21 protein-coding genes are annotated in these 20,702 nt (G+C 61.8%); 16 read left to right on the forward strand and 5 right to left on the reverse strand.

Annotated features, from left to right (window positions below):
- Positions 1–383 precede the first annotated feature (383 nt).
- Both H7C86_RS10955 and H7C86_RS10960 read left to right on the forward strand, forming a co-directional pair.
- Positions 384–743 carry an Lsr2 family protein gene (locus H7C86_RS10955; protein WP_003942721.1) on the forward strand — a complete coding sequence of 120 codons (360 nt, stop codon included), beginning with the start codon at positions 384–386 and terminating at the stop codon, positions 741–743.
- Between the two features lie 295 nt (positions 744–1,038).
- Positions 1,039–1,809 (forward strand): siderophore-interacting protein, encoded by a 771-nt coding sequence (locus tag H7C86_RS10960; RefSeq protein ID WP_182261089.1) that lies wholly within the window; start codon positions 1,039–1,041, stop codon positions 1,807–1,809.
- Here H7C86_RS10960 and H7C86_RS10965 read toward each other — a convergent pair.
- Complete coding sequence (locus H7C86_RS10965; protein WP_182261165.1) at positions 1,806–2,978, reverse strand: multidrug effflux MFS transporter; 1,173 nt, start codon at positions 2,976–2,978, stop codon at positions 1,806–1,808. The genes H7C86_RS10960 and H7C86_RS10965 overlap by 4 nt on opposite strands.
- A gap of 84 nt (positions 2,979–3,062) precedes the next feature.
- Between H7C86_RS10965 and H7C86_RS10970 the strand changes: the two genes are divergently transcribed.
- Both H7C86_RS10970 and H7C86_RS10975 read left to right on the forward strand, forming a co-directional pair.
- Positions 3,063–3,989, forward strand: a complete 927-nt coding sequence (locus H7C86_RS10970) for a tyrosine recombinase XerC (protein WP_031331262.1) — start codon at positions 3,063–3,065, stop codon at positions 3,987–3,989.
- Between the two features lie 122 nt (positions 3,990–4,111).
- Entirely contained in the window at positions 4,112–5,221 is a 1,110-nt protein-coding gene (locus H7C86_RS10975; RefSeq protein ID WP_019747985.1) for a MinD/ParA family protein, read from the forward strand.
- A gap of 25 nt (positions 5,222–5,246) precedes the next feature.
- Here H7C86_RS10975 and H7C86_RS10980 read toward each other — a convergent pair whose 3' ends face one another.
- Positions 5,247–5,741, reverse strand: coding sequence for a M23 family metallopeptidase (locus tag H7C86_RS10980; protein ID WP_256279847.1), 495 nt, complete (start codon positions 5,739–5,741; stop codon positions 5,247–5,249).
- 313 nt (positions 5,742–6,054) lie between these two features.
- Here H7C86_RS10980 and rpsB point away from each other — a divergent pair, with 313 nt between their 5' ends.
- From rpsB to H7C86_RS11010, 6 genes are all read left to right on the forward strand, one after another.
- Positions 6,055–6,936 (forward strand): 30S ribosomal protein S2, encoded by an 882-nt coding sequence (gene rpsB / locus H7C86_RS10985; RefSeq protein ID WP_113682954.1) that lies wholly within the window; start codon positions 6,055–6,057, stop codon positions 6,934–6,936.
- A gap of 152 nt (positions 6,937–7,088) precedes the next feature.
- Positions 7,089–7,916: a translation elongation factor Ts gene (gene tsf, locus H7C86_RS10990; RefSeq protein WP_019747987.1), complete on the forward strand. Its 828-nt coding sequence runs from the start codon at positions 7,089–7,091 to the stop codon at positions 7,914–7,916.
- A gap of 200 nt (positions 7,917–8,116) precedes the next feature.
- On the forward strand, positions 8,117–8,845 hold the full coding sequence (pyrH, locus tag H7C86_RS10995) for a UMP kinase (protein WP_019747988.1): 729 nt from the start codon (positions 8,117–8,119) through the stop codon (positions 8,843–8,845).
- Positions 8,846–8,888: 43 nt separating this feature from the next.
- Positions 8,889–9,446 carry a ribosome recycling factor gene (frr, locus tag H7C86_RS11000; protein ID WP_182261088.1) on the forward strand — a complete coding sequence of 186 codons (558 nt, stop codon included), beginning with the start codon at positions 8,889–8,891 and terminating at the stop codon, positions 9,444–9,446.
- A 48-nt stretch (positions 9,447–9,494) separates the two neighbouring features.
- A complete protein-coding gene (locus H7C86_RS11005) occupies positions 9,495–10,391 on the forward strand; it encodes a phosphatidate cytidylyltransferase (protein ID WP_003942673.1) in 897 nt (298 codons plus the stop codon).
- A 6-nt stretch (positions 10,392–10,397) separates the two neighbouring features.
- A complete protein-coding gene (locus H7C86_RS11010; RefSeq protein WP_097387486.1) occupies positions 10,398–11,126 on the forward strand; it encodes a class I SAM-dependent methyltransferase in 729 nt (242 codons plus the stop codon).
- Positions 11,127–11,205: 79 nt separating this feature from the next.
- Here the strand turns inward: H7C86_RS11010 and H7C86_RS11015 are convergent, their stop codons facing one another.
- Together H7C86_RS11015 and H7C86_RS11020 are read right to left on the reverse strand one after the other, a co-directional pair.
- The gene (locus tag H7C86_RS11015) at positions 11,206–12,048 is read right to left on the reverse strand and encodes a CoA ester lyase (protein ID WP_030244636.1); all 843 of its coding nucleotides are present in this window, start codon (positions 12,046–12,048) and stop codon (positions 11,206–11,208) included.
- A gap of 95 nt (positions 12,049–12,143) precedes the next feature.
- Positions 12,144–12,554, reverse strand: coding sequence for a lipopolysaccharide assembly LapA domain-containing protein (locus H7C86_RS11020; RefSeq protein WP_180279630.1), 411 nt, complete (start codon positions 12,552–12,554; stop codon positions 12,144–12,146).
- A 102-nt stretch (positions 12,555–12,656) separates the two neighbouring features.
- Here H7C86_RS11020 and rlmN point away from each other — a divergent pair, with 102 nt between their 5' ends.
- Positions 12,657–13,766 carry a 23S rRNA (adenine(2503)-C(2))-methyltransferase RlmN gene (gene rlmN, locus H7C86_RS11025; protein ID WP_019747992.1) on the forward strand — a complete coding sequence of 370 codons (1,110 nt, stop codon included), beginning with the start codon at positions 12,657–12,659 and terminating at the stop codon, positions 13,764–13,766.
- Positions 13,767–13,846: 80 nt separating this feature from the next.
- Here the strand turns inward: rlmN and H7C86_RS11030 are convergent, their stop codons facing one another.
- A complete protein-coding gene (locus H7C86_RS11030; protein WP_019747993.1) occupies positions 13,847–14,116 on the reverse strand; it encodes a DUF2631 domain-containing protein in 270 nt (89 codons plus the stop codon).
- A 120-nt stretch (positions 14,117–14,236) separates the two neighbouring features.
- Here H7C86_RS11030 and dxr point away from each other — a divergent pair, with 120 nt between their 5' ends.
- The 5 genes from dxr to H7C86_RS11055 all read left to right on the forward strand — a co-directional run bounded on the left by dxr (position 14,237) and on the right by H7C86_RS11055 (position 20,699).
- Positions 14,237–15,394, forward strand: a complete 1,158-nt coding sequence (dxr, locus tag H7C86_RS11035; RefSeq protein ID WP_080910460.1) for a 1-deoxy-D-xylulose-5-phosphate reductoisomerase — start codon at positions 14,237–14,239, stop codon at positions 15,392–15,394.
- A 7-nt stretch (positions 15,395–15,401) separates the two neighbouring features.
- A complete protein-coding gene (locus H7C86_RS11040) occupies positions 15,402–16,622 on the forward strand; it encodes an RIP metalloprotease (RefSeq protein ID WP_019747995.1) in 1,221 nt (406 codons plus the stop codon).
- An 87-nt stretch (positions 16,623–16,709) separates the two neighbouring features.
- A complete protein-coding gene (gene ispG / locus H7C86_RS11045; RefSeq protein WP_007734888.1) occupies positions 16,710–17,867 on the forward strand; it encodes a flavodoxin-dependent (E)-4-hydroxy-3-methylbut-2-enyl-diphosphate synthase in 1,158 nt (385 codons plus the stop codon).
- Between the two features lie 111 nt (positions 17,868–17,978).
- Positions 17,979–18,815, forward strand: coding sequence for a GNAT family N-acetyltransferase (locus tag H7C86_RS11050; RefSeq protein WP_182261087.1), 837 nt, complete (start codon positions 17,979–17,981; stop codon positions 18,813–18,815).
- A 69-nt stretch (positions 18,816–18,884) separates the two neighbouring features.
- Entirely contained in the window at positions 18,885–20,699 is a 1,815-nt protein-coding gene (locus H7C86_RS11055; protein ID WP_020907378.1) for a penicillin-binding transpeptidase domain-containing protein, read from the forward strand.
- Positions 20,700–20,702: the final 3 nt, after the last annotated feature.

The following is a 20,702-nucleotide window of genomic DNA, read 5'->3' on the forward strand; positions in this document are numbered from 1 at the left end:
CGTCCGGTGGGCGGGTGGCGATGCCCACTAACCGTTCCGGCGAGAACGAAACTCGAATACCCTCGCGATGCTGGTAATTGCACGTCAGGACTGCTTTTCGTGAACTCGATCGGCCTGTGTGCAGCGTTATTCTCGACCCAGCTTTGCAGACTTGGCCGTGAATTTAACGGGCCTCAGGAAAGTCTCAGGTCAATGTGCTTTGAAGTCTGATTAGTCTGGTTCCCCTGAGTGCGGGTATTGATTGGTTCGTCGTTAACCCGCTGCTAATTCGGACCATTGAGTCTGTTCGGAAATGGCACAGGTTTCCGGACTTCTTTTGTTCATCAACGCTCTATCTGTGTATTGTGAAGGAGAATTGAATCGATCATTGAAAGAGGAGTGCAATGGCTGAGAAGCTGATTCGGCAACTCATCGACGACCTTGACGGTAAGCCGATTGACGATGGATTCGGTGATCGAATTGAGTTCTCTTACCAGGGAACGGATTACGTGATCGATCTGCGCGCCACCAATGCAGAGAAGTTCGACGCTGCGGTGAAGCCGTTCGTCGAGGCGGCGGCGAAGGTGAGCGGGAAGCGTGGCAAGAAGGCGCAGGCTGCATCTCCGCAGGCCACGTCGGGTTCTGGCCGCTCCAAGGAGACGCTCCAGGCCATTCGTGATTGGGCGGGTAAGAACGGTTACGAAGTTGCTCCGCGCGGGCGTATCAAAGCGGAAATCATCGACGCTTTCGACGCTGCACACTAGGTTGAATTAATACCTCCTCTGGCCCCTGGCGAACCTCGCCGGGGGCCAGAGGCGTATTTTACTATTGCTTTGCTGAATTTCTCCGATAGCGATGTGCTGCCTGATCATGCACGAGTCCTGATTCGGAAATTTGGCTGCCACCGACGAATTTACCCGGCAGAGTGGTCGGTTTATTTCGTTGAGCACCGTGGTCTGTCGCGCGCGGGGCGGATGTACCGGGGGAGGCATTTTGTCCATGCGCTGCAATTGTCGTGTACCTTAGTTAGGTAACACTAACTTTTGGAAGGACCTTTCTGTGGCCAAGCCGACAACTGCATTGACGGTTCTGCGGACCGAACAATTGACTCCCCATATGGTGCGAGTGTTTCTCGGGGGACCGGGCTTCGAGTCCTTCACTCCCAGTGAATACAGCGATTCCTATGTAAAGATCGAATTCGGCACTCCTGATCAGCCGATACTGCGCACCTACACGATTCGTTCGTACGATCTTGATGCCAAAGAGATTGCAATCGATTTTGTCGTCCACGGCGACATGGGAGTTGCAGGTCCGTGGGCCGCGTCCGTTCAGCCGGGCGCTGAGATTACCCTGCGTGGACCGGGTGGCGCGTTTTCGCCGTCACCATCTGCTGACTGGTATCTCTTCGTCGGAGACGAGACCGCAATACCTGCTATTACTGCTTCGATAGCGAGATTGGCGCCGGATGCGGTCGGCTACGCCGTCGTCGAAGTCGGGGGGCCGGAAGACGAAATCGCGCTCGATGCCCCAGAAGGTATTGCCGTGACCTGGCTGCATCGCGGAGCATCGTCCGATGCTGTCGGCGAAGAATTAGCTGGCGACAACGCTCCGGTTGTCGCCGCGGTCACGGCACTCGAATGGTTGCCGGGCGAACCGCACGTGTTCATTCACGGTGAAGCACAAGCCGTCATGCACAACCTCCGGCCGTACATTCGCAAGGAACGAAATGTCCCGGCGGCGGCTGCTTCTATTTCCGGCTATTGGCGTCGTGGTCGCACCGAAGAAGGCTTCCGGGTCTGGAAGTCCGAACTCGCCGCGGCCGAAAACTAACTCGCGGCGGCCTTGCCGCGAGTCAGCAACACGAGCGCAACGGCCGCGAGAACTCCGAAGGTGGGAATTGCGATTGCCATCGGCACGGCAGTGTCTTCTCCCGCAATTCCCACCAACGGCGAAACCAGCGCTGCCAAGCCGAACTGGCCCGCTCCCATCAGGGCTGAACCAGTTCCGGCCGCGTTGGTGACCTCTCCTTGGGCGAGAGCGGTTGCATTGCCCATGATGAACCCGATGCTCGAAATCGCCACGAACAGCGGGACCAAGATCAACCACGTATTCGTGGAACTGAAAACCACGCTGGTACAGAACAATACGGCGCCACCAATGAGGAGCAGGCACACCCCGAAACGCAGCAGCGTGCGAGCTCCGACGCGACCGAGCAGGCGAGTGGTGATCATCGCTGCCGTGACCATTCCGGTGGCGTTCACTGCGAACACGATCGAGAATTGTGACGGACTCAGCCCGAGAACATTCTGAACGACGAACGGTGACGCGGAGATGTACGCGAACAAGGCGCCGAATCCGAAGACGAATGCGAGCGCATATCCGAGGTAGTGCCGGTTTCGGACCACGTACTGCAGATTCGAGATCAGGGCCTTCAAACCACCGCCATGGCGTCGCTCGGGTGGAAGTGTCTCGGGAACGAGCAAAACGACACCAGCCACCATCACGGCGCCCGCGACAGCCAGGACCCAGAAGATCCCGCGCCATCCGACGGGGCCGAGAAGTGCGCCGCCGATCAGTGGCGCGACCACGGGAGCGATACCGCCGATGATCATCATGATGCTGAAGAGCTTCGCTGCGTCGTCGCCGCGCGCTCGGTCGGCAATACAGGCGCGGGCGAGGACGATGGCAGCGCCTCCACTCAAGCCCTGGACGAGTCGTGCACCGATGAGAAACGCGATGTTCGGCGCCACCGCGCATGCCGCACCGCTCAGCGCCGTGATGATTGTCGCGGCCAGCAGTATTCGTCGCCTGCCAAGTCCGTCGGAGATCGGACCGATGATCAGCTGGCCGATTCCGAGGCCTGCCATGAAGGTGGTCAGCGTGAGCTGAACGCTGGCCGCAGTAGTGTCGAGTGCATCCGCCATCAAAGGTAGGCCGGGCAGGTACATGTCGATGGACAGTGGAGCGATTGCGGAAATCAGTGCCAGTACACACAACATCTTCAGAGGAATTGCTCGATTCACCGATCAACCCTATCGGCGAGGCAGCTTGCGGTTTCAATCGCGGCGAGCGAGCGTGTGTTCATGACTGACGCATTGCCGGCGAGCTTGAGCGTTCACCTCGATGCGTATGCCGAGCACCTCCGACTGAGCCGAGGCCGGTCGGAACACACGATCCGCGCCTACGTCGGTGACGCGCGGGCGTTGCTGACCCATTTCTCCGCGGGTTCGGAGAATGCAGATCTCGACCGCCTCGACCTAAGTGTCATGCGTTCGTGGTTGGCCGCCCAGAATGCCGTAGGAACAGCCCGTACGACGGTAGCTCGACGGGCTTCTTCGGCGCGTGGTTTCACTGCGTGGCTCGCGCAGACCGGACGTATTTCCGTCGACCCGGGCACACGTCTGGCGGCTCCACCTGCTCGTCGCACGCTGCCGACGGTGCTGCGTCAGAGCCAGGCCCTCGACGCAATGGATGCAGCGGAAAGCGGTGCGCAGCAACAGGAGCCGCTCGCCCTGCGAGACCGACTCATCGTGGAATTGTTGTACTCCACCGGAATTCGCGTCGGCGAGTTGTGTGGACTGGACGTCGAGTCGGTCGATGCTGATCGACGTTTGCTTCGTGTCCTCGGCAAGGGGAACAAGGAGCGATCGGTGCCATACGGCCTGCCCGCAGAATCGGCACTGAACGGGTGGCTCGAGCACGGACGACCCGCGCTGAGTTCGGATAGGTCCGGGCGAGCATTGCTCCTCGGAGTTCGAGGCGGCCGGCTCGATCAGCGTCAGGCGCGTTCGGTGGTCCACGAAACCATGGCTGCAATTCCAGGGGCTCCCGACATGGGTCCGCACGGGCTTCGGCACTCGGCTGCGACACATTTGCTGGAGGGTGGTGCAGACCTTCGTGTGGTCCAAGAACTCCTCGGACATGCGAGTTTGGCGACCACTCAGCTGTACACGCACGTGTCGGTCGAACGCCTTCGATCCGTCCACGATCAGGCCCATCCACGCGCCTAGATTGTGAAGCGACGCGAGTTCTCGGCCGGTATTTGGTAGCGTCGCAGCTCAGAAGAGTGAACAATCGGCAAGTTCGATCGTCGTGTCGAGACACTCGATGACATGCGAAATCCGGGGGATTCGTGAACCGCCAAGATGTGAAGCACCTGCCGAACAGCGGCCAACCGGCCTGGCTGTCCGAAGCGCCACAACCGGCTCCCGAGCCGGCGCCGACGCCGGAGCCTGTGGCACGACTGCAAGAGGTCTGGACCACGCCACCGCCACCGTCGAGCCAACAGCAGGTGACAAACCAGGATCTGGTTGCCGAAGCTTTACTGAAACGCCCTAAACGGACGCCGCGTGGCGGATGGCGTAGAGGATTACATCGTGCGACCGGAGGTGTGGTCAATCTGGGAGATTCGACCAACGAACAGCGCAACCGTGCACTGGCCGCCCGAATCGAGCAGCCGATCCGTAACGACTACCGAGTCGCTTTGCTCTCGCTCAAAGGGGGCGTGGGCAAGACGACGGTCACGGTCGGACTCGGTGCGACATTTGCTTCGCTTCGTGGTGACTGCGTCGTGGCGGTTGACGCCAATCCCGATTTCGGAACTTTGGCGCAACGTGTTCCGCTGCAGACCAATTCGACGGTGCGCGATCTGATTGCTGCTAGACCGGACATAAAGAGCTATTCGGACGTTCGAGTGCACACATCCCAGTCGTCGAGTCGCCTCGAGGTCCTGGCGAGTGAGCAGGATCCGGCGATTTCGGAGGCGTTCAGCGAGGCTGACTATCGCCAGGTCATCGACATCTTGCAGGTCTACTACAACATCATCCTCACTGATTGCGGTACCGGGATCATGCACTCGGCGATGAACGGCGTTCTCGATCTTGCCAATTCGTTGGTTCTCGTCAGTTCGCCGGCAATCGACGGAGCGCGCAGCGCAGCGGCAACGCTCGATTGGCTTCAGTTGCACGGATACGGCCATCTGGTCGAACGGACCGTCGTCGTCATCAGCGCCGCCCGGCCAGGGTCGAGCGTGATCGACATGGACGCTTTGGTGGACTATTTCATGCGTCGATGCCGTGCCGTCGAGGTCATTCCTTTCGACGAGCATCTCGCGGAGGGGTCGGTGATGGACCTCGAGTTGATGCGACCGGCCACCAGACGAGCGTTCATGGAACTGGCAGCGATGGTGGCCGACGACTTCGCGGACGCAGTGGGTCGGCACGCCGTTTCCGAGTGGCACTGATTCTGCGACCGATTTCTGCGACCGATCAGCCTCCTTTCAATGGCTTGAGCCTGAGCGGTTGCGTCCGAACGAGTCCGAGTGGATCGAGATACTCGCGTCCACGGCGCAAGCCCCAGTGCAGACATGCTTCGACAGCACACCCTTCGTGCCCGGTTTCGAGGGTTCCGATCACGGACCTGGCGGCGACGCGTTCACCTGCGCGAACGACTGCCACGACGGGTTCGTAGGTCGTGCGTAGGCCGCCGGAATGATCTATCGACACCGTTGGCTTTCCGGCGACCACTCCCGCGAACACCACAATGCCGTCGCCGGCCGCGAGGACGGATTGGCCGGCACTGCCGCCGAGATCGACCCCGCGATGACCCGGCAGCCAATTCTTGGCCGGTTTGTCGAAAGCGCGTTCCACGTGCGGCCGGGGAGCGAGCGGCCAGTCGAAACGCGCGTCTGCCGACGCCGTGCCTACGGCCACACAGCAGGAGATCACGGCAACGACCACTCCTCGTCGAGCTCCGAGCAACATCGTCATTCCTTGATCTTGCGCGGAGTCACGCGCGCTTCAATGCAGATCAGACGGGTAGTCCACAGGATGACCGCCGATCCACAACCGCCGGTTCGGTCTGTTGCTTCCGGGGTGGTTATGGCATCGGCGGACGAGGACGTACACTTGTCGAGCGGTCTGTGCTCGCACAGTCCGACTTCGCGCGCCCGCGCACGTTTTCCGGCCTCGGCTGGTCCTGGTTCTCACGAAACAGGTCCGACGGCCGTGCGGGTGCCAGGGCAGGGATCACCCGATCGCCTGCATCAACCGGATTGAAAGTTTGAGGTACACAGCCATGGCTGTCGTAACCATGAAGCAGATGCTCGATAGTGGAACCCACTTCGGACATCAGACCCGTCGCTGGAACCCGAAGATGAAGCGATTCATCTTGACCGACCGCAACGGCATCTACATCATCGACCTCCAGCAGACGCTGACGTACATCGACAAGGCGTACGAGTTCGTCAAGGAGACCGTTGCCCACGGCGGCACCGTCCTCTTCGTCGGCACCAAGAAGCAGGCGCAGGAGTCCATCGCTTCCGAAGCGACTCGCGTCGGAATGCCCTACGTCAACCAGCGTTGGCTCGGCGGCATGCTCACCAACTTCACCACCGTTCACAAGCGTCTGCTTCGCCTCAAGGAGCTCGAGGCAATGGAGCAGACCGGTGGATTCGAAGGTCGCACCAAGAAGGAAATCCTCATGCTCACGCGTGAGATGACCAAGCTGGATCGCACCCTCGGTGGTATCCGCGACATGGCCAAGGTTCCTTCCGCGGTGTGGATCGTCGACACCAACAAGGAGCACCTGGCAGTTGCCGAGGCTCGCAAGCTGAACATCCCGGTCATCGCGATCCTGGACACCAACTGCGACCCCGACCTCGTCGACTACCCGATCCCGGGCAACGACGACGCCATCCGTTCCGCAGCACTGCTGACCAAGGTTGTCGCTTCCGCGGTTGCCGAAGGTGTGCAGGCACGTGCAGGACTGAGCGCCGACAAGGACGCGAAGCCCGAAGCCGGCGCAGGCGAGCCCCTCGCCGAGTGGGAGCAGGAACTGCTCTCGCAGGCAGCTCCGGCTGCAGAGGCTGAGGCAGCTCCGGCCGCAGAGGCTGAGGCAGCTCCGGCCGCAGAGGCTGAGGCAGCCCCCGCCGCAGAGGCACCGGCCACCGAGGCCTGATTCGTTGAAACCGGCCCTGACCAAGAGTTCTTTTGGTCAGGGCCGTTTCACCGTTAGGCCCGAGCACCACCGTCAGGCCGTGCTTCACCGCTAGGCCGTGCTTCACCGTTAGTCCTAGGTCCGAAACAGATACATGAGGAGGCTCGCTAATCATGGCGAACTACACCGCCGCTGACGTCAAGCGGCTCCGTGAGCTCACCGGCTCCGGAATGATGGCATGTAAGAACGCACTCGCAGATGCAGACGGCGATTTCGACAAGGCCGTCGAGCAGCTGCGCATCAAGGGCGCGAAGGATGTCGGAAAGCGCGCAGAGCGCACCACCGCTGAGGGTCTCGTCGTCGCCAAGGACGGCGTCATGATCGAGATCAACTGCGAGACCGACTTCGTCGCCAAGAACGACGAGTTCATCAAGCTGGCCGACGAGATCGTGACCGTCGCTGCTGCTGGCAAGCCTGCGGACCTCGACGCTCTCAAGGCGCTCGAGCTCGACGGCAAGACCATCGACACCGTCATTGCGGAGCAGTCCGCGAAGATCGGCGAGAAGCTCGAACTGAGCCGCGTCGCTTCCTTCGACGGCCCCGTTGCCGTTTACCTGCACAAGCGCAGCTCCGACTTGCCGCCCGCTGTCGGCGTTCTCATCGAGTACACCGGCGAAGGCGATGCTGCTGCTGAGGCCGCTCGCGGCGCTGCAATGCAGGTCGCAGCACTCAAGGCAAAGTACGTCACGCGTGACGAGGTTCCCGCTGAAATCGTCGCTTCCGAGCGTCACATCGCCGAGGAGACCGCCCGCGCAGAAGGCAAGCCCGAGCAGGCTCTGCCGAAGATCATCGAAGGCCGCGTAAACGGTTTCTTCAAGGACGTCGTTCTGACCGAGCAGTCTTCGGTCACGGACTCCAAGAAGACCGTCAAGGCGATCCTCGACGAGGCAGGCGTGACCATCAAGCGCTTCGTGCGTTTCGAGGTCGGCGCCTCCGCTTAATTCGGAGCCCGTACACATGGACCCCGCCTGAAGAGCATTTGCTCTACCGGCGGGGTCTACGTGTACCTGGGGCCTCCGATGAGGCAGGATAAGAGTGCTTCGGGACGAGTCCCGGGGGCTTTCCTATGTCGCGGTGTCCGATTCGGCGGCAGAAGAAGAATGAAGGACCTACAAGGTCTTGTATCGAACTGAGGAGAACAATGTCCGAACCAGCCAACGAACGTCCAGGATTCAAGCGGGTCCTGCTCAAACTCGGCGGCGAAATGTTCGGAGGCGGCAAAGTCGGTCTCGATCCCGACGTGGTCACCAAGGTGGCTGAGCAGATCGCAGAGGTCGTTCGATCGGGCGTACAGGTTGCAGTGGTCATCGGCGGCGGAAACTTCTTCCGCGGAGCGGAACTGCAGCAGCGTGGCCTCGATCGCGCGCGCTCCGACTACATGGGCATGCTCGGCACCGTCATGAACTGCCTCGCTCTGCAGGATTTCCTGGAGAAGGCCGGCGTCGATTCTCGAGTGCAGACGGCAATCACCATGGGACAGGTCGCCGAGCCGTACCTTCCGCTTCGCGCACGTAGGCACCTCGAGAAGGGGCGAGTAGTCATCTTCGGTGCCGGGATGGGTATGCCCTACTTCTCCACCGACACCACTGCTGCGCAGCGCGCGCTGGAGATCGGTGCCGAGGTAGTGCTGATGGCCAAGGCCGTCGACGGCGTCTACTCGGCCGACCCGCGTATCGACCCGGACGCGACGATGTACGAACAGATCACGCACCGCGAGGTCATCGAACGTGAGCTCAAGGTCGCGGACGCGACGGCGTTCAGCCTGTGCATGGACAACTCGATGCCGATGATGGTGTTCAACCTCCTCACCGAAGGAAACATCGCTCGCGCGGTGTCCGGTGAGAAGATCGGCACCCTGATCAAGTCGTGAGTGACACCCAAAAAATGATGCAGAACAACATGGAGGAACAGCCGTGATCGATGAAGCGCTCTTCGAGGCAGAAGAGAAGATGGAAAAGGCTGTCACGGTAGCCAAGGACGATCTCGGCTCGGTTCGCACCGGACGCGCGAACCCCGGTATGTTCTCGCGCATCGTGATCGACTACTACGGTTCGATCACGCCGATCACGCAGCTCGCGAGCATCAACGTCCCCGAGGCCCGCATGGTCATCGTCAAGCCGTACGAGGCTTCGCAGCTCAACGCGATCGAGACGGCGATCCGCAACTCGGATCTCGGTGTGAACCCGTCCAACGACGGCAGCATCATCCGCATCTCGGTTCCGCAGCTCACTGAAGAGCGTCGTCGTGAACTGGTGAAGCAGGCCAAGTCCAAGGGCGAGGATTCGAAGGTCACGCTGCGCAACATCCGCCGCAAGGCGATGGACGAACTCGGCCGGATCCAGAAGGACGGTGAAGCCGGCGAGGACGAGGTCGGTCGCGCAGAGAAAGAACTCGACAAGACCACGGCGAAGTACGTGCACGCGGTCGAGGAACTCGTCAAGCACAAGGAAGCAGAGTTGATGGAGGTATAGCCTCCTCATTTGCAGTGTTTGTCGTCGGGAGTAGATCAGGGAGTTTGGGTGCACGCACAAGAGGGAACCGCCGGTGGTCCCGTCACGGACGGGCCTACGGGCGGCGCTGAGGGCGCGCAACCGCCGAAGTCGAAGGCGGGCAGGAACCTACCTGCCGCCATCGGCGTCGGAGCTGGTCTCGGAGCCTTGGTCATCGGCACTTTGATCTTCCTGCCCCCGGGATGGATCGCTGTCGTCGCGATCGCGATGTTCATCGCGACGTGGGAGGTCACAACGCGGCTTCGTGAAGCCGACATCGAGGTGCCGCGAATTCCCCTTCTCGTCGGAGGGCAAGCCACGATCTGGCTCGGCTGGCCGTGGGGACCGGTCGGGGTGCTCAGCGGATTCACCGCAACCGTCCTGGTGTGCATGGTGTGGCGGTTGTTCGACCACGGGCTCAAGGCGACCCCGAAGAACTTCCTGAGAGACACCTCGATCACGGTGTTCGTTCTGGCGTGGATCCCGCTGTTGGCGTCATTCGGTGCATTGATGGTGCTCGAAGACGACGGCCCGGGGCGCGTCTTCGTCCTGATGATCGGTGTCGTGTGCTCCGACATCGGCGGTTACGCGGCCGGAGTGCTGTTCGGGAAGCACCCGATGGTGCCGGCTGTGAGCCCGAAGAAGTCCTGGGAAGGATTTGTCGGCTCCCTCATTTTCTGCGTCATCGGCAGCCTGCTTTCGGTGACGTTGATCCTCGACGCGAATTCGATGATCGGCGTCCTGCTCGGTGTCGTCCTGGTGGTAGTCGCGACGGTCGGAGACCTGATCGAATCGCAGATCAAGCGTGAACTCGGCATCAAGGACATGGGAACCCTGCTTCCCGGCCACGGCGGAATCATGGATCGCCTGGATTCACTCCTGCCGTCGGCATTTGTCACCTGGCTGATTCTGTACGCACTCGTCTGATTTCGCGTGCGTGATTTCTTCTCCGGCCGTTCCAAGCCGATCCCCAGCCCGAACATCTGGCACTGGCCGGGCGTGTACGAAATCGAGAACCGCGCGCAGGACGTCGACGGTTCCATTTGGGCCGCGATGCGAGCCCAGGTCGACTGGTCTGGACGCGACGTCGTCGACGTCGGCTGTGGGGCGGGGTTCCATCTACCGGAGTTCGCTCGTACTGCCCGTCGTGTTGTCGGAGTGGAGCCGCACGCACCGCTGGTGAAGGCCGCGCGGGAACGAACCCGCGATTCGGCGTCGATCGACGTAGTCCAGGGTTCAGCAGAGTCCACGGGTCTGGTGGATGCTTCAGTCGATCTCGTTCATGCCCGTACGGCGTACTTTTTCGGCAAAGGCTGCGGCCCGGGAATTCGTGAAGCCATGCGCATCCTGAGGCCCGGGGGAGCCCTGCTGATCGTGGATCTCGATGTGAGCGCCGGCCCGTACGGAGAGTGGATGAGGGCGGATCTGCCCAAATACGATCCCGCGGCGGTCGAAGGATTCTTCGAGGCTCAAGGGTTCTCGCTCACGCGTGTCGACGCCCGGTGGGAGTTCGAGAATCGAGACGACTTGCGGCGGGTACTCGGAATCGAGTTCACCGAGAAGACTGCCGAGCGTGCGTTCTCGCAAGTAACGGGATTGGGCTTCACGGTGCGATACCGGATCCATGTTCGGTCCAAACCACGATCACTCGAACTTGCGTGAAAGCGGACTCAAAAGACGAACGTCAGGCGCTCCGACTTGAGCGCCTGACGTTTTCTGCACCGATTCAGTAGTAAAAAAATCAGTGATCGGTGGGGATGTGGAACAGGGTGGCCAGCTTGTGAATCTTCTTCGCCTTGGCGAGCTTGGGCAGGTCGCTGCCATCGCGCACGCGTGAGCCGTCTTCGCCGAGATCGTCGATGACATTCTGAGCCCAGATCGCGTCGGCCACGGAGGGACTCAGTCCCGCGTTGACGGGGGCAGTCTGCGCGGTGGTCATGCAGAGTTTGCCGGCCATACCGAGTGACAAGGTGATCGCACAGTCTCGGGCGAGCAGATCCAGATCGGGGCCGAGCGTGGGACCGTCGATCGGCGGAGCGATGCGTGCCGCGCGGCTGGCGATGGTGAGCCGCGAACGCGGGTACGACATCGACGTGGGGGAGTCGTCCATCCCAGTGTCGCGCCGGAAGTCGCCGCTGCCGAATGCGAGACGGAAGATGCCGTCAGTGCGTGCGATCTCGGGCGCAGCCTCGAGTCCTACCGCGGATTCGACGAGAGCAAGAATCTTGGTGCCTTCGGGAAGTCGCTCGGCCGTGGCGTCGGCCTGCTGACCGCTTTCGGTCTTTGCGAGCATGACACCCTCGAGTCCGGGGAGGCCCGCGAGTGCGGCCAGATCCTCTTCCCAGAACGGTGTCGTGGCGTCGTTGATCCGAACCCAGGCGTGATTGTGTTCGCTCAGGAATGCGGCGACATCGCGGCGGGCCGCCGGTTTGTTGGGTGCGGTGACGGCATCCTCGAGGTCGAGAATGACGGCGTCGGCCGCACTCGCGAGTGCGGCGTCGAAGGTGTCCGGTTTGGACGCGGGGACGAGGAGCCAGGATCTTGCCTGTTGCGGGGCAATACGCGAGGTCACAGGTCTCTCCATGTGAGTAGTCACATCGGGGCCTTTCGGGTGATTTCCACGACAACAATGATGCCTGCTTACTCGCGGGTAGACCCAATTGCGTAACTAGATTTCAGTCACATCTGCCGCTTCGCTGCGCGCCGGATCTGAATGATGCGAACCCCGCCTGCCAACGCCATGATCAATGCGCCCGCGATCGCGGAGAGCAGGATCGTGATTCCGAGCGGAAAGTCGATTTGCCAGGCCAGGATCTTGACGGAGACGCTCTCGAGGTTCTGCAGGATGAACACCAGCAGCATGATCAGCACGATTGCGCCGATGACCAGGCCAACCCACGTCGTCGCAGCCCTGGTTCGGTCGGTTACCGCGGTTCCGGTCGGCACCGGTTCAGGCGTCGGGTTCGGTTCGGGATCGTGTTTTTCGACTGCCTTGTCCTCGCCCACCTTCGGAAGTTCCGGGTCGGGACCGAAACCGTCGGCAGGGCCGTACACGGGGGAGTTCGACGGATCCTCTGGTGTGGTTGACATGACATGATCATCACGCAACCTGCGCAAAGTTGCACGGGTAATCCGGCCACAATCGGGTGGCAGTGGGGTAGCACCCCAAAACAATGGGACAATGGTGTAACTATGGCTGCCTCTCTTCCCCTCGTTTTCACTGCACCCAAGCGCGGAATGCCTCCACGGCACCTCGCCGATCTCGATTCCGCCGAGCGCAAAGAAGCGGTGAAAGAGCTCGGCCTTCCGGCTTTCCGGGCCGATCAGCTCGCGCGTCAGTACTACGCGCGTCTCGAAGCCGATCCGGAGAAGATGACCGATCTCCCCGCATCGGTGCGCGAGAAGGTGGGGGAGTCGCTGTTCCCGACCTTGCTGACCCCGATCAAGCACCTCGCGTGCGATTCGGGCGACACTCGCAAGACCCTGTGGAAGGCGCATGACGGAACGCTGCTCGAAAGCGTCCTGATGCGCTATCCCGATCGGGCGACGCTCTGTATCTCGAGTCAGGCAGGCTGCGGAATGGCCTGCCCGTTCTGTGCGACGGGTCAGGGCGGCCTCGACCGCAACCTTTCGACCGCCGAGATCGTCGATCAGGTTCGCGAGGCAGCGGCCGCAATGCGCGACGGTGATGTTGCCGGCGGACCCGGACGCCTCTCGAACGTCGTGTTCATGGGTATGGGCGAGCCTTTGGCGAACTACAAGCGCGTGGTGGCAGCGGTACGACGCATCACTTCGCCCGCACCCGACGGGCTCGGCCTGTCTCAGCGGTCCGTGACGGTCTCGACCGTCGGCCTCGCTCCCGCTATCCGCAAGCTCGCTGACGAAGGCCTGAGCGTCACGCTGGCGGTATCGCTACACACACCGGACGACGAACTGCGCGACACACTTGTGCCGGTCAACAATCGCTGGTCAGTGTCGGAGGTACTTCAGGCTGCCCGGTACTACGCAGACAAGACCGGTCGGCGTGTGTCCATCGAGTACGCGATGATCAAGAACGTCAACGATCAGCCGTGGCGCGCGGACATGCTGGGCAAGAAGCTGAAGAAAGCACTCGGCGGGTTGGTGCACGTCAACCTGATTCCGCTCAACCCGACTCCGGGTAGCGAGTGGGACGCGAGCCCCAAGGACGTCGAGCGTGAGTTCGTGCGTCGGGTCATCGCCCAGGGCGTCTCGTGCACCGTGCGCGATACGCGCGGTCAGGAAATCGCCGCAGCCTGTGGCCAGCTGGCAGCCGAGAACTGAAACCCTCCAGGCCTGAAAAACACATAAAGAGAAGGCCTCCACGAACTTTCGTTCGTGGAGGCCTTCTCTTTGTCAGGTCTCTAGCGCGGGCGGCGACGGATGACGATGTCGCGGACCAGAACGAAGATCATCAATCCGGCGGTGCCGATGAGCCACAGATCCTCGACCTTGCCGTGATGGTTTCCGATCATCATCAGAAGCAGGAATATTGCGAAGAACCATCCGAGGAAACGGAAAAACTTGAGTCCTTCACCACTCCACCCCCATGCGGCAGAGGGAACCTCGGCCTCATCGACGTGCGAGACCACGACGGGGGCGCTGGACTTGACGTCCAACTGGGTATCGGCCACGGTCGATCCTCCTGCTCATTCGGTTGCACTACTGCCCAATATGGTGACATACGACTGCCTGTCGTACGTAGTTGGGCGTCGATAAGGTTGTTCTCAGGTGTTATCAGGAACAATGGGCGAGTGCAGGAAACCACACGTACCCGCGTCCTCCTCCTCGGCAGTACCGGTTCGATCGGTACCCAAGCGCTGGAGGTCATCGCAGCCAACCCCGATCGTTTCGAAGTAGTCGGTCTCGCAGCGGGCGGCAACAACGTCGAGTTGTTGGGCGAACAGATTCGTGCAACCGGCGTCACCGAGGTCGCCGTCGCCGATCCTGCAGCGGCATCGGCGCTGGAATCGGTAACCGCCCGTTCGGGACCGAGCGCCGTGACGGAACTGGTTCGGGACAGCGGTGCCGATGTTGTCCTCAATGCACTCGTCGGTTCGTTGGGACTCGAACCGACTCTGGCGGCGTTGAACTCGGGAGCGCGCCTGGCGCTGGCGAACAAGGAATCGCTTGTCGCCGGCGGAGCGCTGGTGACCAAAGCCGCCGCACCCGGTCAGATCGTGCCGGTCGACTCGGAGCATTCGGCGCTTGCCCAGTGTCTACGTGGTGGAACAGGCGACGAAGTGGCTCGGTTGGTTCTCACCGCTTCGGGTGGACCGTTCCGTGGCTGGAGCGCCGAGGATCTCGAAAGTGTGAATCCAGCTCAGGCAAAAGCGCACCCCACCTGGTCGATGGGGCCCATGAACACCCTCAATTCGGCAACTCTGGTCAACAAGGGCCTCGAGCTGATCGAGACGAACCTGCTGTTCGGGATCGACTACGACCGCATCGACGTCACCGTGCACCCGCAGTCGATCGTGCATTCCATGGTCACCTTCTTCGACGGGTCGACGCTGGCGCAGGCAAGCCCGCCGGACATGAAGCTCCCCATCGCTCTCGCTCTAGGCTGGCCGGACCGCATCGAAGGTGCTGCGTCGGCATGCGACTTCACCACCGCCTCCACCTGGGAATTCGAGCCGCTCGATTCGTCGGTGTTCCCCGCCGTCGATCTGGCGCGAAGCGCGGGCAAATCCGGCGGTTGCTTCACCGCGATCTACAACGCGGCCAACGAAGTGGCGGCTCAGGCATTCCTCGACGGTGTCATTTCCTTCCCGGCGATCGTCCGCACGGTGGCCGCTGTTCTCGACGATGCAGGTCAATGGTCCGCGGAACCGGTTACCGTGGACGACGTTCTGGCCGCAGACGGCTGGGCACGCACACGAGCGCGTCAGCTCGTGAAGCAGGAGGGCTAGAGCTTTCATGGTTTTTGCACTGGGCGTAGTGCTGTTTGCCCTCGGCATCGGCGTGTCCATCGCCCTGCACGAAGCCGGCCACATGTGGACGGCCAAGGCTTTGGGAATGAAGGTTCGCCGCTACTACATCGGCTTCGGACCGAAGATCTTCTCGTTCCGTCGAGGTGAGACCGAGTACGGCCTCAAGGCGCTGCCGCTCGGTGGATTCTGCGACATCGCCGGTATGACGGCTCTCGACGAGATGACACCCGAAGAAGAGCCGCACGCGATGTACAAGAAGGCGGCGTGGAAGCGTGTCGTCGTCATGTCCGGCGGTATCGCGATGAACTTCATTCTCGGCTTTGCGCTGCTCTACGGGCTGGCTCTCGGCTGGGGCCTGCCGGATCGCAGCGGCGATACGTTGGCAAAGGTGGGAAGTCTGTCGTGCGTCGCACCGACGCAGACCGAAGACGGAACTCTGGCGACGTGCTCCGGTGACGGTCCGGCGCAACGGGCTGGGTTGGAGCCGTCGGATGTCATCACAGCCGTTGATGGGCAACCGGTGTCGACGTCGGCCGATGTGGTGGCCAAATTGCAGCCGGTCACCGGTACTGCAGTGCTCAGCGTCGAACGCGATGGGCAGGATCTAACGATTCCAGTCGTCGTAGAACAGGCACAGCGGTGGGTGACGGATCCGGCAACAGGTGATTTGCGTTCGGCGACAGTGGGTGCGGTCGGAATGAGCCTGGGTACCGTGTCTCCACCCCTGCTCCAGTTCAACGCTTTCAGCGCAGTTCCGGGCACCCTGAGTTTCACCGGCTTCACTCTGGTCGAATCGGTCAAGGCCATGGCTGATCTGCCGGCAAAGGTCGGTGCGTTGTGGGAATCGGTGACAGGCGGCGAACGCGCCCAGGACACACCTATCAGCGTGGTTGGTGCCAGCGTTATCGGCGGTGAAGCGGCGGACCGTGCACAGTGGGCGACGTTCGTCGGACTGCTCGCATCGATCAACTTCTTCCTCGGTGTTTTCAACATCCTGCCGCTGTTGCCGCTCGACGGCGGTCACATCGCGGTGGTCTTCTACGAGAAGATCCGCGATTGGTTCCGCGCTCGCCGCGGCTTGATTCCGGGCGGTCCCGTCGACTACACGAGACTCCTTCCGATTACTTACGTATTCATCGTGATCGGTGGCGCGTTCATGTTGCTGACACTCACGGCTGACATCGTCAATCCGATCAAGATCTTCTGACCGTGTGAGCATGGCGACGGTTGCCGCGCGGTAGTGCGGCGATCGCCCGGCTAAACTTGCAGTGAAGCTATGAAAGAAGGCACAGACGTGACCATCCCTATCGGACTGGGAATGCCCTCGGCACCCGCAGCGATTCTTGCTCCTCGACGCAAGACACGGCAGCTGCAGGTCGGCACGGTAGGTGTGGGCAGCGATTTCCCCATCTCGGTGCAGTCCATGTGCACCACGAAGACGCACGATGTCAATGCAACGCTCCAGCAGATCGCGGAGCTGACCGCGTCCGGTTGCGACATCGTCCGTGTCGCCTGCCCGCGTCAGGAAGACGCGGACGCGTTGTCGATCATTGCGAAGAAGAGCCAGATCCCGGTTATCGCCGACATCCACTTCCAGCCGCGCTACATCTTCGCGGCAATCGATGCGGGATGCGCTGCGGTGCGCGTCAATCCGGGCAACATCAAGGAATTCGACGGCCGTGTCAAAGAGGTAGCCAAGGCTGCCGGTGATGCAGGCATTCCGATTCGTATCGGTGTCAACGCGGGATCGCTCGATCCTCGGTTGATGGAGAAGTACGGCAAGGCGACGCCCGAAGCGTTGGTCGAGTCCGCGCTGTGGGAGGCCGGGTTGTTCGAAGAGCACGGCTTCGGTGACATCAAGATCTCCGTCAAGCACAACGATCCGGTGATCATGGTCGAGGCTTACCGCCAACTCGCCGCGAAGTGCGATTACCCGTTGCACCTCGGCGTCACGGAGGCAGGGCCGGCGTTTCAGGGCACGATCAAGTCCGCGGTCGCCTTCGGTGCGCTGCTCGCGGAGGGTATCGGCGACACCATCCGGGTTTCGCTCTCGGCCCCGCCGGCCGAAGAAATCAAGGTCGGTAACCAGATTCTGCAGTCTCTGAACCTGCGTCCCCGCAAGCTCGAGATCGTGTCATGCCCCTCGTGTGGCCGTGCACAGGTCGATGTCTACACACTTGCCGACGAGGTCTCTGCCGGCCTCGAAGGCATGGAGATCCCGCTGCGCGTGGCAGTCATGGGTTGCGTCGTGAACGGACCGGGTGAAGCACGTGAGGCTGACCTCGGTGTGGCGTCCGGCAACGGCAAGGGCCAGATCTTCGTCAAGGGCAAGGTCATCAAGACGGTGCCCGAGGCGCAGATCGTCGAGACTTTGATCGAAGAAGCGATGAAAATCGCCGAAAGCATGGAGGGTGACGCTTCGGAGGGTGCGCCGGTCGTCACCGTGAGTTGAGTGATTGCCGGATGAATCTTCCCCGTCGGTGTCAGGTTCGTGGCAATCTGAGTGCATCATGATCGGGTAGTGATATTCGTGGACGCGCAGTCGAGTCGAGGGGGTTGACGGATGCTCAAACTCCTCGGAGCCAAGCAGGTCGGAAGTCGAGATCTCGAAGACGTCCGACGGGTACTCGACGCCGATCCGGTGGCCGCCTGCATGATTGCCGCGCGCGTCGAAGAATGCGGTGTCGACCCACGAATGATTCACGGCGAGCTGTGGAGTCGAGGCGGGCCGTTGTCCTCGCTGTGCTTTGCCGGGGCAAATCTGGTTCCACTTCGAGGCGATCCGGATGACATTCGGGCATTCGCTGACCGCGCCTGTCGGATTCCGCGCATGTGCTCGTCGGTGGTCGGTCGCGCCGAATTGGCGTTGCCGCTGTGGGAGATGCTCGAGCTCGATTGGGGAACTGCGCGGGAGGTTCGCCCCGAACAGCCGTTGCTCGCGGTATCCGAGCCGCTGGCATGCCCGTCGGACCCACTGGTGCGGCAGGTTCGCTCGGACGAACTCGAGATCTATCTGCCTGCCGCGATCGCGATGTTCATCGAAGAGGTTGGCGTCGATCCGCGTGCAAACGACGGTGGGCGCGGATATCGACATCGTGTGGCAAGCCTGATCGCCGCTGGTCGAGCGTGGGCGCATATCGAGGACGGCCACGTCGTCTTCAAGGCGGAGGTCGGTTCGATGTCTGCTCGCTGTGGCCAGATTCAGGGCGTGTGGGTCAACCCGGAATTTCGTGGGCAGGGCTTCGGCGTGACCGGTACAGCGGCTGTAGCGGAGTCGATCATGGCGACCGGTCGCATTGCGAGCCTGTACGTCAACAGCTTCAATACGATTGCGCGGTCGACCTATTCGCGGGTGGGGTTCCGGCAGGTCGCGACCTTCTCGACGGTGCTGCTCGACTGAGCGTCCAAGCTGCGTGCAATGGTCGCGCCTACGCTGGGTGGAGCATTTGTCGCCCTACTATGGGGCTCGATGAACACTCGGCATTTCTCTCGTAGTCGCTCGGCCCAACTGTTGGCCTCCTGCACCGTGATTTTTTTGGCGGTGGGGATCAGTTCGTGTACTCCGAAACCCGCCGGCCCCGAGCCCGTCGCGCAGCAGTTCCTGAGTGCGTTCGGTGACAGGGACATCGACGAGGCAGCAAAAATGACGGACCGGCCTGATTCCGCGGGTCCTGTATTGAGTGACACCTGGGATGCGCTTCAGGCGGAGTCGATGACTGCCGAGACCACGTCGGTGAAGATGAACGGTGACACTGCGACGGTCGGCTACACCTACGAGTGGCACCTGCCGAAAGACCGCGTCTGGACGTACGACGGCGAGCTGCAGATGGGACGCAAGGACGGCGACTGGTCCGTCCGTTGGAGTTCGACGGACGTTCATCCGCGCCTCGGTGACAAGCAGACGATGTCGTTGCGGGCAACCGCGGCGCCGCGAGCGCGGGTCAACGAGCATTCGGGGACCGACGTCCTGGTGCCGGGAATCGTCTACCGAGTGAAGTTCGATCGCTCCAAGAGCAACGACATCATCGGTTCCGCGAACAGTCTCGCAAGTGTTCTCGGGCGGTTCGATGCGTCGCTGACCGGTCAGTCGATCGCCGAATCCTCGACGGCCGTCAAGGGTGACTATCTGGTGACGCGGCTGCGCAGTGACGACTACGACCAAGTTTCGGCGCAGTTGGGTGCGATATCGGGAGTATCGGTATCGGACGAATCGGATCTCGTGTCGACCGACCCGGAGTTCGCGCCTGACCTTCTCGGGCAGATCAAGAAGACGATCATCGACGAGGTCGACGGCAAAGCCGGCTGGAGTGTCGTCACGGTCAACCAGAACGGCGTCGACACCGACGTGTTGACCGAGACTGCGCCACAACCGGTTCCGTCGTTCAGTATCAGTCTGGACCGCAACATCCAGATCGCTGCTCAGCGCGCGGTGAACGTGAACAAGGATCAGGCGATGATGGTGGTGATCGAACCGTCGAGTGGCGCGATCCTGGCCGTCGCGCAGAACAAGGCAGCTGACCGCGACGGGCCGGTCGCGACGATGGGTCAGTACCCGCCTGGTTCGACCTTCAAGATCATCACTGCAGGGGCGGCAATTTCGACCGGTCAGGCGACCCCCGACACGATGGTGCCATGCCCGGGCCGAATCGAGATCGGCGAGCGCAGCGTCCCCAACTACAACGAGTTCGCACTCGGCACGGTGCCGATGGCAACGGCCTTCGCGCGTTCGTGCAACACGTCCTTCGCCAAGTTGGCCAGCGAGATGCAGGCAGACACGTTGACCACTGCCGCAGCGCAGTTTGGCATCGGCCAGGACTACAACGTGGTGGGATTGCCGATCGATTCCGGTTCGGTGCCGCCGGCGTCGGACCTGGTCCAGCGGACGGAAGACGGGTTCGGTCAGGGCAAGGTCGTGGTCAGTCCGTTCGGAATGGCGATGGCAGCTGCGACGGTCGCGAACGGTTCGACTCCGGTCCCGCAACTGATTTCGGGGCGCGAAACCACCATCGACGGTGAGCGCCCGGCGATCACGCCGGCCATGGTCGACGGCCTGCGCGGCATGATGCGGCTCGTGGTCACGAGCGGTACTGCAGAACGCGTCGAAGATCAGGGTGAGGTGTACGGCAAGACCGGTGAAGCCGAGGTCGACGGGGGATCGCATGCGTGGTTCGTCGGCTATCGCGGCAACCTGGCCTTCGCCACTCTGGTTGTGCGGGGCGGAAGTTCGGACAACGCCGTCGCAGTCACCCGCGACATGCTCACCGCCCTGCCGGAAGGCTACTGACCC

The organism is Rhodococcus sp. UFZ-B548, assembly GCF_903819475.1.
Lineage (GTDB): Bacteria > Actinomycetota > Actinomycetes > Mycobacteriales > Mycobacteriaceae > Rhodococcus_F > Rhodococcus_F erythropolis.